The organism is Hymenobacter latericoloratus, from assembly GCF_014199535.1.
GTDB lineage: Bacteria > Bacteroidota > Bacteroidia > Cytophagales > Hymenobacteraceae > Hymenobacter > Hymenobacter latericoloratus.
This window is the reverse complement of sequence record NZ_JACHNV010000001.1, coordinates 760524-775817: the sequence shown is the minus strand read 5'-3', so window position 1 is coordinate 775817 and position 15294 is coordinate 760524. Positions and strand designations below refer to the sequence as shown.

Sequence of the window (15294 nt, the reverse complement as noted above, 5' to 3'; positions counted from 1 at the left end):
CCTACCCAGCCCGCCTGGGTAGGCTTTTTTGCGCACTGACCTCAAAAGCCCTACTTTTAGCCCGCTACTTTATTCTTACGCGCTATGCCTTTCTCTTTCCGATACCTCGCCGGTAGTATCCTCTGCCTACCTGCTCTTACCAGCCAGGGCCAGCAAACCATCCTGGCGGACACCAGCCAAACGGAAACGATAACCATGTCGGTGCCTTTCCAGCTGCCGCTGATAGCCCTGGTGCCCAGCGGCAATTGGGGCATCAGCCGGCCCGACTCGCTGGCGCGCACGGCGTATGCCCGCAACAAGGTCCGGAGTATCACCAAGCTTCAGATGCAGGAAAAGACCGGCGAAATAGATTCAGTGGAATACGTAGAGCTGGACCGCCGCGGCAACAAGGTCCTGACGTACGACCCCACTTTCCGGACCCGCGCCTTGCGCCGCTATGATGCCCGCAACCGCTTGGTTGAGCTTGTGCAGTTGCCTTCCCCCGGCTACCCCTACCAGGTTCGGGAGGTGATGGACCCCGTACACAACACCTACACTGCATACCACGACCTCTCGGAGGCACCTAACCACTTGTACAGCTCCGTTACGCACCGCTACCACGCCGATACGCTGGTGGGCACGGCGGAGCTGCATCAGCCCCAAGTGCGCCAGGGTTACACCCTGACCCGCCTCGTGTCGAGGAAGTACACGGCCGGCCCCGATACCACCCGCCTCGACTTGTTCGGGTACGACGCAACCGGCCAGGCGCGGGTGCACGAAGCGCTGTATTTCATTTATAAACAGAAAGCGTTGACCGAAAGCGGCGAGGTATCTTTTGAGCCGGTTCCGCAGCCCCGGCCGGCTCGGCCGGGCTTCCGCCCCAAGGGCCGCTACCAACCCACCACCCTCTTTGGGTACGACGCACGGGGCCAGCTCATTACAACTGAAAACCGCCAGTGGCCGTCTGAGCCAGCCCCCGTCAGCACCCAGGGCCAGTACGGCACCCTTACCACCGTTTCCGCTACTACCAGCCGGAGGCTGTACCAGTACGACCACCGGGGCCAGCTGGTGCGCGAAGAAATTCAGGCCGGTTTTCCGCCGGCACCGGCTGGGATACCGGCCCGACCGAACCTGCACCTGGTTACCACCAAAACGTATTCTGCCAAGGGCCTGCTCCTCACCGAAACCCAGGACAATGGCCATTCCGTGGTGCGCTACGAGTACCGCTATACCTACTACTAAGCGCCCCGGCCGGCGCTCGTTCGTTACCGCATCTTTGGCCCCGAAGCGCTGAAACTCCAGGAAATCAGCAGCCAGCCGGAAGCACGCCGGGTTATGCAGGGACCGGAACCGGGGGGGGCGGCTTAGCAACTATTAAAACATATTTATTTTGCTATAAAAAGTAGTTACTTACGAAGACAGATCCTCCCTTGGCTCTCCTCCCATGTGGCTCCGTCTTCTGCCCATTCTGCTCCTGAGTTGCTGGTTGCTCCTTCCCCGGCCAAGCCAGGCCGCGGCCCCACCCGGCCCCCTGCGCGATACGCTGCTGCTCAAGGACCCGAAGGGCGCCCACCTTTCGGAGGCCTGCCGCTACTACACCGAGCCGTTTACGGAGCCGGTTAACCCGGAGCAGGTGGAAGCCCAGTGGCGGGCCGGCAAGTTTCGGGCCGGGCCCTGGCACAAAACCCTGAACCTGGGCCTGCGCCACGAGCGGGTGTGGCTGCGGCTGGTGGTGCGCAACACCGATACGCTGCGCCTGCGCTTTCTGTGGAGCATTTTCAACTTCACCGATAGCGCCGCGTTGTACTGTCGGCGTCCGGGCGAAGCCACTTTCCGGCAGCTGGGGGCGGCCAGCTCCTGGGTGCCGGCCGCCGAGCGGGCCTACCCGGCTCGCTCCCTGAGTTTCCCGTTTGCGCTGGAGCCCCAGGAAACAGCCGTGCTCTACCTGCGCATCGATCTGCACGCCGGTGCCCTCTATCTGCCTACCTACATTGAAACCGCGGAACACTTCCTGGCCTGGGAGATGACCTTTCCGTTTGAGCGGCACTGGGTCTGGCTGCTGGGTTTTTACCTGGGTAGCGCCCTGTTCAACCTGGTGCTGTTTGCCTTCCTGCGCGACAGAATTCATGTGTGGTACGTGGCCTACGTGGTGTGCGTGACGGTGTTCCTGATGATGGAGGACGGGCTGGATGCCCTGGTGCTGCCCACGGCGCCCTACCAGCTGCTCTGGACGGTGGGGCAGTTTAATTTCATGGTGCTGGCCGCCGCAACGGGCATCCGGATTATGCAGCTGTTTGTGCGCCTGCGCCGCGGCTGGCCCCGGCTGCACCGGGCCGGCAGCCTACTGGCGTTGGGGGCCGTGGGGTTTGTGGGGCTGTACGCGGCGCTGGCCCCGTGGGCCGTACGGCATAGTCTGGCCTTCCTGCAGGTGCTGAATATCGGGCGCGAGGTGCTCTTGCTCAGCCTGTTTGCGTACGGGTGGGCTGCGCTGCTGCTGGTGGCCCGCTCCCGGCCCCGCCGAAACCTGGCGGCGTACTATGCCCTTACCTATCTGTTCTTCTTCACGGGCTTTGCTGTTTTCTGGAGCAACCATGTGGGCCTAAGCAGCTTCAACCCTATTTACCCGAACCCCCTGGCCTGGGGCCTGTTTCTGGAGCTGCTGGTGCTGAGCGCACTGCTGACGGGCCGTTTCCGCCACACCCTGCGCCAGAATGCCCGCCTGCGCATCCGGCAGTTGCACCAGCGCAACGCCCAGGGCGCCCGCCTGATTGCGGCCCAGGAAGAAGAGCGCAGGCAGCTGGCCCGGGAGCTGCACGATGCCATTGGGCCCAATTTAGCCGCCCTGCACTTTGCCTGGCAGGGACCGGCGTTGCGCCAGGCTCTGGCAGCCTCACCGGAAGCCGCCGCCGCCGGCCACCAGACCGAGCTGCTGCTGCGCCACCTCACCGACGAAGTGCGCACTTTCAGCCACACCCTGCTGCCGGCCGAGCCGGGTGCGGGCAGTCTGCGCGAGGCACTGGCTACCCTCGCCGAGCTGCTCAACCTCTACGGCGGCCCCACTGTACACCTGCACGCTCCCGAAACCCTCGATGAGCTGCCGGCTGCCCTGCAGCAGGTAGCCTACCGCATTGCGGCCGAGCTGCTCAACAACGCCGTGCGGCATGCCGGCGCCACCACGGTGCAAGTGGAGCTGCAGCGCTTGCCCGCCGCCCTGCACATTCGGGTGCAGGACAACGGCCGGGGCTTCGACCAAAGCAAAACGGCCAAAGGCATTGGCCTGCGCGGGGTGCAGGCCCGCGTTGATTACCTACGCGGGCAACTGAGCGTGGACAGCACGGCCGGGGGTACCTGCATCACCGTACAAGTGCCTTGCTAGGAAGCCGCCCTCAGCTCAGCGGGCCGTGCGGGCCGCGCCTGGCGGCGCAGCACGGCCCAGAGGCCCAGCACCACTACCCCACACCCCAGCCCCAGCCCCGGCGCCGATACCACCTTCAGGGCCCAACCCGTTACGTAGGAGCCGCTGACCCCGCACAGGTTCACCAGCGCCATGTAGGTAGTAAACTGCGAGCCTTCGATGCGCGGACGGCACAGGGCCATGAGCAGGGGCAGGGCCGCCACGCTCAGGCTGGGGTCGGCCAGGTTCCAGACCAGCAACCCCAGGGTAGCCACCGGCCGGTAATGCCACCAGAAGCTCAACCCGCAGAACACCACCAGAAAACAACCCAGCCCTAGCATCACCCAGCGCTGCAGCCGGGCCGCCCCGAGGCGGTCGGCCAGCACGCCGCCGGCTACAATCAGGCACAGCGTAGCCGCACTACCCCAGCTGCCCTGCAGAACCGACACGTCACTATCGGGCCAGTGCAGCTCATGAATCAGGTGGTAGGAATAAGCCCAGCCAAATACCCCAAAGCAGAGGTAGGCCAGCGCAATAATTCCAAACAGCCGCAGCGTGCGCGGCTCCGTAATGGCGCGGTACAGCTCCCGGAACAGCCAGGCCACCGGCGGATTATCGGCGTTGCGGCGCGCGCCGGGGGGTAGGGCCCCGAAGCGCGGCACCAGCCGATCAGTGCGCTCCAGGCGAATAAAAAACGTGAGCACCGTGAAAGCCAGTAGCGCCCCCGACTGCGCCAGCGCCGCCTGAAAAAACCCGTAGCGGTGCAGCATCCACGATAGCCCCGCCGCCCCCAGCGAAGAGCCCAGCAGAAAGCCCCCGCGCATAAAGGCATTCACCCTACCCCGCTCCGGCTCCGGAACCACCGCAATGGCAATGGCATCCACGCTGGCGTCCTGCACGGAGGCAAACACGCTGTGCACCACAAAGGCCAGCAGCAGCAGCCGGAGCTGGCTGGCGGGGTTGCGCACCAGCAGCAGTACCAACGAGGCCACGGCCGCCAGCAACTGCGTGAGCAGCACCCAGTGCTTGCGCTGCCCAATAATGGACTCCTGGTACTTGTCAATGAGGGGGCCCCACACGAACTGCAGGGTCCAGGGCAGCCCCACGGCCGCCGAAAAGGAAGCTACCGTGGCCGAATCCAGTCCCCGCCCGATCAGGTAGTTTACCACGGCCGTCAGCCCGAAGCCCGCCGGAATGCCCTGCATTACATAGAGGTAGAAGAAGGTGAAGTACCGCAGGCCGGTACTTTCGCGCAGGACAAGATGAGACACGGGCGGCAAGCTGATAGTGAACAGGATAGGCCCCGAAACTAAGCAAATCCTGGCGAGTTGCTACCCTCACGCCCGCGCCTCCTGCCCGATGGGCCTATCTGCCTACCCCTGACTGCCGGCTGAACCCTTCCGCGCGGAAATCAGCACGCAGCTGACCGGTCGGGTGGCGGCGCCGTTGGGCCGGGGCGGCAACCCCAGGTAGCCGATGAGCTCGGGGGAAGAGGGCCAACCCGCGGCGCCGGACCGGGGCGCTACCACCCTACTTCAGCACCGCTTCCATCACCTTATTGATGTCGCCGCTGACTTTCTGAATGAATTCCAGCTGCTCAATGAGCTGGGCATCGGGCACGGCCGGCGGGGTAGGCACGGCGGGCTCGGTAGAAGCGGCTTCGGGCTCCTGCGGATCGAGGCGGCGAAGGCTGCGGTGCAGGGCCTGCTGGGCCTGGCGCAGGGCTTTCAGACTGGCCAGGGGTAGGCGGGGCTCCAGCTCGCCGGCCAGCACGGCGGAGGTAATGGCCGCCACGTTGGAGGACAGAATGTGGTTGAGCACCACAAACTCGTGCACTTCGGTGGGCCGGTGCTGCTTGCCCCGCGGCTCCGACATCATGCGCTGGAACGCGGCGCCCAGGTTGGCCGAGCTGACGTACACCTCCTTGCGGGCCAGCTTGTAGTCGAGCAAGGCCACCGGCGAGCCGGTGAGGGTTTCCTGCAGGGTGCGCAGGTAGTGCAGGTTGGCGCGCAACACGGCCTTCAGGTAGTCATGCAGCTGTCCCGATTCCCAGTTGGGAAACAGCAGGTAACCAGTGGAAAAAGCAATCAGGCAGCCCAGCACCGTATCAAACACCCGCTCCTCCACCACCTGCACGTAGCCCAGGCCCAGAAAGCTGAACAGAATCAGGATGAAGGGCGTCATGAAGGTGACCGTGACGAGGTAGTTGATGCGCACCAGACTGTAGGAAATCAGCATGAAGAGCACCATCAGCCCCAGCAAAACGCGGTGGTCCGGAATCAGCCAGAGCACCACGGCTCCAAGGGCGCCGCCGCCCAGCGTACCCAGCACGCGCTGCACATTGCGCTCTTTGGTGAGGCTGAAGGCGGGCTTGAGCATGTAGGTAATCGTCATGATAACCCAGTAGCTGTGGTGGCCCGACAAAACCTGCGTCACCAGCAGCCCCACCGAGCAAGCCACGAACATGCGCATGGAGTGGCGGAAAATGCCGGACTGCAGCGTCAGGTGGTCGCGCAGCTGCTTCAGATCGAAGCTCTGGTGGCCCACAAAGCGCCCGAACTCCAACTCCCGCCCGGAAGGAGCTGGGGCGTTGGCATCGAAGTAGGCCAGAATATCCTGAAGGCGCTGGCTGAGGTTGCGCAGGTTCACCAGAATTTTCTTGAGCATGAGGGTGTAGCCGGGCCGGGCGGGGTCGTCGAGGGCATCAATGCGGGCCTTCAGTTTTTCCAGGCCCGCCAGCAGGTTGCGCCGGGCCGTGTAGCCGTGGTTGGCCTGAATGGCGAAGCCGATGTTTTCCAGCTCGGCGGCGTGCTCCTCAATTTCGCGGGCTATCAGGTCGAGCACGCCGGTAGCCTCGAAGCGCTGGTGCAGGGCCGCGTAGTCGTGGTAGGTAATGGTAATCTGCTCGTAGAGGTCCACCACATCCACGAACGTGAGCACCAGCCGGCGGCCGGTGCCCGTCGATTCTTTGATGGTCTGGCGGGTTTTGAACAGCAGCTCGCGCACGGCGTCCTGCTTTTCGCTCACGGTTACCTGCTGGCTTACCAGGCGGCGGTAGTCGGCCTCCAGGTTGGTGCCGGTGCGGTAAAATTCGGCCTTCAGGCGCAGAAAATCGGCAATAGTCCGGATACAGTCGCCGAGGGCCTGCTGGGCCGGGCGGTAGGGGCGCAGCGTGTACAGCAGCATGGTCAGGCTCAGGTACCACAAGCCCCCGGCTACCACCATGCCCGCGTAGGGCAGCACCTCGGCCGGTTTCAGGGGCTTGTCCAGCATCAGGATAATAACCAGCAGCCCGGCCGTGCCCACGGCACCGGCCCGGTTGCCGTACACCAGCAGCATGGTAAACACGAAGCTGCACACCACAATTTCCAGCCCCAGCAGCCAGGGGTAGGGGTGCAGAAAGCCCGTCACCACGGCCATCAGCCCCGTCAGGCAGGTGGCGGCCAGCATGGCGTTGCGCTTGTGCACCATGGGGCCCGGCGTATCCGTGAGGCTGACGCACACGGCCCCCAGTGACACGGTCAGGCCTTCCGTGAGGTGGCCCAGCAGCCCCAGTACCAGACCGGGCAGCAAAATGGAAAGCGTGGTCCGCAGACCATCCGAGAATTCCTGACTGGTAAAGAAGTATTGAAAGGAACGGACCCGTTCGTTCATGATAACAGCACCGAAAGGTAGAGCTGGCTTCTACGTACCAGCTTCGGTTCGGGGGCGAAAGGTAGGCAGCGCTCAGGTGAATGGCCCTTTATCTGGACCCGCCCCGACGACGCAAGGAAGGTAACGGTAGGGCGCGGGGGCTCGCCCCCGCCCGACATCCGCGTCTGTTCAACGGAAGTTGTACCGGTGTCGGGCGGGGGCGAGGCCCGCTCCTTACTCCGTCACGGGCGGCAAATTGGTGTTGGCGGGGCCGGCCATGAGCTTGCCGTAGGCATCGAAGCGGGAGCCGTGGCAGGGGCAGTCCCAGCTGTTTTCCAGCCCATTCCAGTGCACAATGCAGCCCAGGTGCGGGCATACGGCCGAGCACTCGTGCACCTGGCCCTGGGGATCTTTGTACACGGCCACTTTCAGGGGGCCCCGGCCAATAATGGCGCCGGTGCCGGGAGTTACTTCTTCGCTCGTCTTGGCGTCGCCGCCGGTCAGCAGCTCGGCGTAGTCGGCGGCGACTTGCACGTTTTCCTTCACGTACTCCTTCACCGACTCAAACTTCATGGTCACGCGGCCGGGGTCGTAGAGTTGGGTCCAGGGATTCTCGCGGCCCAGAATCAGGTCGGTGATGATGATAGGGCCGAGGGTGCCGTGGGTCATGCCGTGGCCCGAGTCGCCGGTGATGATGTACACATTCTCATCGTCGAGGGGGTTGCGGCCGGCGTAGCCCAGCCCGTCCACTGGCTCCATCACCTGCCCCGACCAGCGGTACTCCACCGGGCCGGCCGTAGGGAAGTGGGCTTTGGTCCAGAACTCCAGGCAGCGCAGGTGTTCTTCGGGGTCGGGCTCCTGGCCGGTTTTGTGGTCCTCGCCGCCCACAATCAGCAGGTCGTACCCGGCGTTGTCCACCTCCTGCAGCCGGACGTAGTGGTAGGGGTCGGCGGTGTCCCAGTACAGGGCCTTCGTGACGGAGCCCTTGGGTACCCGAACCCCGATAACGTAGGTGCGGTAGGGATGCTGCTTGGTGTGCATCACTACCCGGTCGTTGAAGGGGGTGTTGGTGGCCACTACCACGGCCTGGGCGCGCACTTCCTGGCCGCCGTCGGTTACCACCCGGGCCCCGGGGCCGCCGTGTACCTCCGCTACGTGGGTGCGGGTGAAGATGCGGCCGCCCTGCCGCTCTATGGCCTGGGCCAGGCCGCTCAGGTACTTCAGAATATGAAACTGGCCTTGGTTTGGAAACACCAGGCATTCGCCGGTCCGGAAGCCCTGGGCGTTGGCGTCGGGCAGGCGCTGCACGTCCACGAGGCCCGCCCGGTGGGCGGCTTTCAGCTCGTCGTCCAGCTCCTGGGGGGAGCCGCTCTGGGGCAGGAACAGGTAGCCGGGCAGGCGGGTAAAGTCGCAGTCAATCTGCTCCTGCTGTACAATCCGCTCAATGCGGTCCACGGCGGCGCGGTGGCTGTCGGCGGCCAGGCGGGCGCCGTCTTTGCCGAACAGCTCTTCCAAGGTGGTGTACCGGTCATCGAGGGCAAAGCTGAGGTGGGCCGTCGTGCGGCCGGTTTCGCCGCTGGTCAGCTCGCCATCTTCCAGCAGCACCACCTGCTTTCCTTCCAGCCCCAGCAGGTAGGCCGTGGTCAGGCCGGCAATGCCCCCGCCCACTACCACCACATCGGTGGTGAGGTTGCTGGTCAGGGGTGGGAAGGAGGGTAGCGGCGCGGCGGTAGCAAACCACGAGGAAACGGTCGTGCCGGAAGTTTGGGCAGGGTTGGGCGTAGGCATAGCGGCGGGGAGAAGTCAGGGTCAGAATGAAAGTGTCCTGATGGGGTACGCCGGGCCCTCTGCGCAGGTTAAGGTTGGAGGAAATAAAACCATGTCATTCCGGAAGGACCTGGGGTGGCCTACCCCCTGCCTGAAGCTAAAGGCAGGGGCACCGGCAGCCTTAGTACAAAATATCTTCTATCGGCTCCAGCTTAGACGGCACCTCGGTTTCGCCGAGCATCTGGCGCAGGTCAATCTCAATGGAGCGGCAGATGGCCGTCATGGACACATCGTTCATGTTGTTTTCGAAGGGGTTCTCGCTGTTGTGGCCCACCGTTTCAATGGTGGCAAACACCCACGATACCATCACGGAGAAAGGCACCGTGAGCCAGATGTGGTCGGGTCCCATTTTGGCAAACTCCGTTACCAGCCCCAGGGGCATGGTGGCCGTGAACAGGTACACGAACACCATGCTGAAAAAGGCGTACTGGCGCGGGAAAGGCGTGTTCTTGATTCGCTCGCAGCCCCCTTGCAGGTTGTAGAGGACTTCCAGGGTGTTCATCATGGTCACGTGCTGAAAATCGTTGAGCAGGCCGCGCTCTTCGCGCAGCACGCGCAGCTCGGCGGCCTGCTGCCGGACCAGCTGGGCCGGCGGGTTGGCCATCTGGCGCAGCCGCTCCGACTCTTCTTCTTCCAGAAAGGGAGCCACGGCGGTATCCCACTGCTCGGGCTGGCGGCGCAGATGAATACGCAAGGCGTTGCACCAGGCAATCTGGCGGTACACCATGCGGCGGTGGCGGCGGGTTAGCTCCTCGGCCGAAGCGGCGGGGGCCTCGATACCGGGCGCATCCACCACGGAGGTAATAAACTCCAGAATCTGGACGGCAGTGGTGCGGCTGCTGTTCACGATGCCGCCCCACAGCTGCCTGCCTTCCCAGAAACGGTCGTAGGAGCCGTTGTTTTTGAAGCCGATGTAGAAGGCCACGGCCGTACCCAGGGTAGCTACGGGCTGCCACGGAATGGCCACGGAGTGAAATCCCAACGGACCGTAAACAAGGCAGACCAGAAGGCTGTACACAGTGAAAATCGTGACAGATTTCCAGCCTAGTTTCCAGATAATGTGCAGGCGGAGGTTTTCGCGGATATACACGCAGGGAGCGTTAAGAGGCTACGGGAGGTAAGACGGACAAGGTAGGCGCCCAACATTAACCTCGTATTAATGCTGAATGCCCCTATGTTCTACGCATTCCCTGAGTTCAACAGTTACCTTATGGCCGTTTAAGCCAGAATGTTTATTCGTCGCTGAGTACAATGCCCATCAGGCGCATAAGCTGGCTGGCGTTAAAGGAGCGGCACACGCCGGGGGTGAGGTGGTAATCGAAGTGCAGGGTACCGTCGGGGTTCAGGAAGCTGTTGAAGCTCACGTTGCGCACCTGTTCCGGCAGCTCCTGCTCCAGGGCCGCCAGCTCCAGGTCGTGGGTACTGATAAGGCCACTGGCGGCGCGCTGGCGCAGCTGGTGCACCAGGGCGCGGGCCCCGCGGTGGCGGTCCTGGGAGTTGGTGCCCTTCAGAATCTCATCGAGCAGGTAGAACACAGGCAAGGCGCTGGCCGTGGCCTCGGGGGTAGTCAGGTCCAGCAGCAGGCGCAGGCGCTTCAGCTCGGCGTAGAAAGAGGACGTGCTTTCGGCCAGATTATCGTTGGTGCGCATGGCCGTGTACACCTGGGCCGGGCCGCAGGCAAACGCGGCGGCGGGCACCACGGCGCCGGCCTGGGCCAGCACCAGGTTCAGGCCCACCGTGCGCAGAAAAGTGCTCTTGCCCGCCATATTCGAGCCGGTCACTACTACCGTCTGGCCCGCGCCTTCCGTCCGGAACGTGTTGCGCACCCCGGTGCCGCCAAACAGCAGCGGGTGGCCCATGGCTTCGGCCACCACGGTAAGCGGGGTTTCCGTCAGGGCGGGCTGCACAAAGGTGGGGTTGGCCGCCCGGAAGGCCGCCAAACTTACCAGGGCATCCAGCTCGGCAGCGGCTTCCAGCAAAGGTTCCAGGCCATCGGGCAGACGACGTTTCCAGCGCTCCAGCTGCCACATGCCCCACAAATCCCAGAGCAGTACGGTGTTGAGCAGCCCCGCCACGGCCGGGTTCTGGCGGGCCGAAAACCAGCCCGCTACCCCGGCAAGCTGCTCCAGCAGGCGGGCGGCGGCTACCCCGCCGGTAGCATGCAAGGTGCGGTGCAGGCGGCGCAGAGCCGGACTTTGCCACTGGCCGGCCTCAAACAAAGCCAGCTGGTCGTGGGCGGCGCGCAGGGCGTCGCGCATGGCAGTTACGTGCTGGTAGTACTCGGCCCGGAGCACACTAAACCGGGCGTTCAGGGCGCTGGTTAGCAGCAGCACCACCAAGGGCCAGGTGCCGTAGCCATTCAGGGCAGCCACAATAGCCCCTACCCCCACCACGGGCAGCAAGGCCATAAGGGGCAGCAGCCAGCCTTTTCCAGCAAAAAAATCGGGCAGCCGCAGCCAGGCCGCAAACCCACGCGGGTCCGACTCCTGCCGGGGGTAGTGGCGGGCGCGGGCCTGCCACTCCTGCTGCCAGGCCACATCGGGCGCCAGCTCGGCAGCGGCCTGCTGTCGCTCCTGCACCGCCGCCACCGGGCCGGGGGCCAGCAGCCAACCCGCCAGCCAGTCTTGCCCCAGGCGGGAAGTGCTGCGGTTCAGGAGCTGAAACAGGGAGTGCGAGCCGAATACATCGAGGTCGGCGGCGTAGGCGTGTTGGGTGTCGAGGTAGCGCAGGCCGGGGTCGAAGCCCGCGAGCTGGCCTTCCAGCCGCGTCAGCTCGTCTTGGTTAAGCTGGGCCAACAGGCGCTGGTGTTCCCGCTGGTAGCCCACCCGCGTGTGCCAGCGCACCAGCCCCAGAAACACCAGGTAGGCCACTCCTATCACCCCAAACCCGGCCGCAATCTGCCCCTGGCTGAACAAGGCCCAGGCGCCGGCCGCCGCCCCCCCGAATACCAGCAGCCGCACCAGGGCTACCACCCGATGCCGGCCGGCAAAGTAGTTTTCGCGCCCGGTGTAGTGCGCGAGATTTTCCTGGAACAACTCAGCGGGCGGAACAGTAAGCGGGCGAAAAGTGGCGGAATCGGGCACAGCGGCAGCATCTGGTGAGGCCACGAAGGTACGCAGCCCCAGGGGAGGTAGGACTACCGCTTTCGCAGGTGCCGCAGCGGCCCCCCGACCGATACCATCAAAGCCGGCAGCCTGCTACGAAGGGGGTATTCACCTTACATTATACTTCTCAACTACCGAAGCTCCTCGGATTCCTACCCCGCCACCACCGCTATGCACTTCAGCTCAATGGCAATGGGTGTGGGCAGGCAGTTCACTTCCACGGTAGTGCGGCAAGGCTGGTTGGTCTGGAAATACTCGGCGTAGAGGCGGTTGTAAGTTGGAAAGTCGGCCTGCATGTTGGTCAGAAACACAGTCACGTCCACCAGGTCTTCCCAGCGTGCCCCGGCTTCTTCCAGGATGTAGCGCACGTTCTGAAACACGGCGTGGCACTGGCTTTCGAAGTCGTAGCTCCGGATGCTGCCGTCGTCGCTTAGCTCTACGCCGGGCACTTGCTGCTGCCCCCGCTGGCGCGGCCCTACCCCCGAGAGAAACAGCAGGTTGCCCGCGCGCCGGGCGTGCGGATACAGGCCCACCGGCTCGGGGGCGCGGGCGGAGTTATGGGCGGCGGAAGTTGCGTCAGAGGCCATCGGGCCAAAGCTACCGAAAACCGGCACTTTTCGTAGAAAACCGGAAACTCCACCGGGGGCTGGTGCGGTTGTTGCGCCAGCCCTGGCTTCTCTCCTGCTTTCTCTTCTCTATGAAACACGCTTTCCGCCTTTTCCTGCTGTCCGGCCTGCTAGGGGTCACGGCTCCGGCCCTGGCCCAGCAGAAGCTGAAATACCCCAAGCAGCCCGCCGCCTCCGAAATCTATGATGCCGTGGCGCAGCCCGCCGTGCCGGTGGGCGGCCTGGAGGCCTACGCTCAGTACCTGGCCGACAAGCAGCAATACCCCACCGAAGCGTTGCAGGCCGGGGTGCAGGGCACGGTTACGGTAACCTTTGTAGTGGAAAAAACCGGCTCCATCTCCAACGTGGCAGTGGCACAGCCCGTTAACCCGGCCCTGGATGCCGAGGCCATCCGGCTGATTAAGGGCGGCCCGCGCTGGACGCCGGCCCAGCACCGCGGGGGTGTAGTCCGCCAGCGCGTATCGGTGCCCATCAGCTTCCAGATTCCGGGCGAAACGGGCGCCACCCCGGCCGCGGGCAGCCCCGCTCCGGCCGGCTCTGCCCCCACAACCCAGCTGGTAAAACCCGATTCGCCGGCCCGGCCGGTGGGCGGCACCGAGGCGTTTTTCGAGTGGATTCAGCAAAACCAGAAGTACCCCGCCCTGGCCCGGCAGCGTAAAGTACAAGGCCGCGTGATGATGGAGTTTGTGGTGGATAAAGACGGCTCCCTCACCGATATTAAGCCCGTTAAACGCCTGGGGTCGGGGCTCGATGAGGAGGCCATCCGGTTGATAAAGGCCGCCCCCAAGTGGCAGCCCGCCACTTATCAGGGTCAGCCCATGCGCCAGAAAATGGTGCTGCCGGTGGTATTTACGCTCTAGCGCGGACCTGTGCGGCCAGTAGAAAGCTTTTTGGCGGTTTCGCGGTTAGTGTAGCATAGCTGCAACCAGCAACTCATCTGAATAGCGTTGGTAAACGATGTGGTGCCATTTGCTCGTTTTGCGGGCAACGCCGCGTCCGTTTTCCGGCTCTTGTCAAGTACTTTTCCCTTGTGTGCGTCAGTCCGTTTACCGGGGCTGATGAGTCCGGGTCTGGTCCCGCTTCCGGTCTGACCTTTTTTCTTTCGCTATGCTTTCCCCTCTGCCGCTCGTTTCCGCCCCACCCGTTGCCTTTGGCACCCCCCTACCCCTGCCAGCCAGCTACTCTATCTGGCCCTATCAGACCCGGTTTCGGCAGGCCGCTCAGGCGGTGGCCCAGGGCATTTTCGATGCCCTCGATGAAGACCTGGCTCCTTACGTGCTGCTGCTGGCTTTGCCCACCGATGCGGATACGGTACCCGAGGCGGTGCCCGTATGCCTGGAGCCCGTAGATTGCGGCCTCGATACGGAAGCATTCAGGGAGGCGCAGGCCCGTGGCCGCTACTACCAGTACCTGCACCCCTGGAACTCGCCCGACCGGGAGCTGATGAGCGAGGAAATGTTTGAGCGCAAAAAAACCGCCATTGCCCTGCGCCAGGCCGTGCAGGAAGTGCTGGAGGAAGTGGCCACCGGCTCGCGGCACGTGTACTTTGCGGGCGCCCCGGTGGCTATCAGCCAGCACTCGGTGGTGCCGGTGCTGCGCCTTAGCCGCAAGGCCATGCAGGCGTATCCTACCCTCCAGAAAAACCGCTACTATACCGACGGGCGGCCCCTGTCCCACTCCCTGCTGATGTCGGCGGTCCTGCGCTTTCACGAGGAATGCCTTAAGTCGCTGACGGAGCCCGAGCCCGGCTCCGGCCTACTGGTGCGCCCCCGCGACACCGACGAGATTATCCGTTCGGCGGGCAAGCTGTTCATGGATACGCCGGCCCAGGACCTGGGCACCAACCCGGCCGCGGCCAAGCTGTTTGCCACCTGCAATACCATTTCCTCCCTGCGCTACGAGGGTGCCGAGGGGGTAGGCAAAGTGCTGCTGGCCCGGCGGGGCCACCCCAACCTCACGGAAATTTTTGCCCTCACCTGCCCTACCCCCCTCACCGATTACCGGGCCGTGCGTAAGCTGCTGGAAATGACAACGCCCGAGGTGAGCCTGCTGGCCGACGGCGAAAACGTGTACGCCCTGGGCAAACAGGTGGGCTCCTACGACGCCAGCCGCGAGGATTTGTTTGTCATCAGCTTCGTGAATCACTACGCCTGGGAGTTTCAGCACGGCAACCAGGTTCTTATGCGGGCCCACTACGGCCTGCCCAGTCTGCCGCGCACCCGCCTGCACCGGGCCCGCTTCCGCCGCGACCTGAAGCACACCTTCCAGCTCACCGACGCGGCCAAGGTAGAGCGGCTCTGGGATGTAGTAGTGGAAGCCAGCCGCCAAAAGCACGGCACCCTGCTGGTTATTACCACCGAAGCTTTGGCCGAAGCCGACCGCCTCAAGTTGCAATGCACCCTTATTGAACCGGTGCCGCTTACTCCCCTCATCACGCGCCTGGTTACAGCCATTGATGGCGCCGTGCTGCTGGACCCGGAAAGCTACTGCTATTCTATCGGCGTGATTCTCGACGGCAAAGCTTCCGGGCACGGCACCAGCACCCGCGGCGCCCGCTACAATTCCGCCATCCGCTACGTGGAAAGCTCACCCTACCCCTGCCTGGCCATTGTGGTCAGCGAAGACGGTCTCGTGGATGTCATCACCAAAGAAAGCCTGCGGGAGGGGTGAGAAGGTGAAAGGTGGAAGGTGAATAGTGACAGGTGACAGGTAAGCTTCCTGAGTAAGCCTA

Annotated in this window: 10 protein-coding genes; 4 read left to right on the top strand and 6 right to left on the bottom strand. The window is 63.9% G+C overall.

The window, feature by feature from the left end; genetic code table 11:
• Positions 1-84 precede the first annotated feature (84 nt).
• Both GGU46_RS03455 and GGU46_RS03450 read left to right on the top strand, forming a co-directional pair.
• Positions 85-1221, top strand: coding sequence for a hypothetical protein (locus GGU46_RS03455; protein WP_183402146.1), 1137 nt, complete (start codon positions 85-87; stop codon positions 1219-1221).
• Between the two features lie 202 nt (positions 1222-1423).
• Positions 1424-3355, top strand: a complete 1932-nt coding sequence (locus GGU46_RS03450; RefSeq protein WP_183402145.1) for a sensor histidine kinase — start codon at positions 1424-1426, stop codon at positions 3353-3355.
• On the opposite strand, the gene GGU46_RS03445 is transcribed toward GGU46_RS03450, so the two are convergent.
• The 6 genes from GGU46_RS03445 to GGU46_RS03420 all read right to left on the bottom strand — a co-directional run bounded on the left by GGU46_RS03445 (position 3352) and on the right by GGU46_RS03420 (position 12524).
• Positions 3352-4644 (bottom strand): MFS transporter, encoded by a 1293-nt coding sequence (locus GGU46_RS03445; RefSeq protein ID WP_183402144.1) that lies wholly within the window; start codon positions 4642-4644, stop codon positions 3352-3354. The two genes, GGU46_RS03450 and GGU46_RS03445, sit on opposite strands and share 4 nt — an antisense overlap.
• A gap of 259 nt (positions 4645-4903) precedes the next feature.
• A complete protein-coding gene (locus GGU46_RS03440; RefSeq protein WP_183402143.1) occupies positions 4904-7027 on the bottom strand; it encodes an FUSC family membrane protein in 2124 nt (707 codons plus the stop codon).
• A 213-nt stretch (positions 7028-7240) separates the two neighbouring features.
• Positions 7241-8794, bottom strand: coding sequence for an FAD-dependent oxidoreductase (locus GGU46_RS03435; RefSeq protein ID WP_183402142.1), 1554 nt, complete (start codon positions 8792-8794; stop codon positions 7241-7243).
• A 160-nt stretch (positions 8795-8954) separates the two neighbouring features.
• A complete protein-coding gene (locus tag GGU46_RS03430; protein WP_183402141.1) occupies positions 8955-9923 on the bottom strand; it encodes a bestrophin family protein in 969 nt (322 codons plus the stop codon).
• A gap of 142 nt (positions 9924-10065) precedes the next feature.
• Entirely contained in the window at positions 10066-11916 is a 1851-nt protein-coding gene (locus GGU46_RS22410) for a MutS-related protein (RefSeq protein ID WP_183402140.1), read from the bottom strand.
• 173 nt (positions 11917-12089) lie between these two features.
• Positions 12090-12524 (bottom strand): RidA family protein, encoded by a 435-nt coding sequence (locus GGU46_RS03420; protein WP_183402139.1) that lies wholly within the window; start codon positions 12522-12524, stop codon positions 12090-12092.
• 110 nt (positions 12525-12634) lie between these two features.
• Here GGU46_RS03420 and GGU46_RS03415 point away from each other — a divergent pair, with 110 nt between their 5' ends.
• Positions 12635-13423: an energy transducer TonB gene (locus GGU46_RS03415; RefSeq protein WP_183402138.1), complete on the top strand. Its 789-nt coding sequence runs from the start codon at positions 12635-12637 to the stop codon at positions 13421-13423.
• 247 nt (positions 13424-13670) lie between these two features.
• A complete protein-coding gene (locus GGU46_RS03410; RefSeq protein WP_183402137.1) occupies positions 13671-15233 on the top strand; it encodes a DNA integrity scanning protein DisA nucleotide-binding domain protein in 1563 nt (520 codons plus the stop codon).
• Positions 15234-15294: the final 61 nt, after the last annotated feature.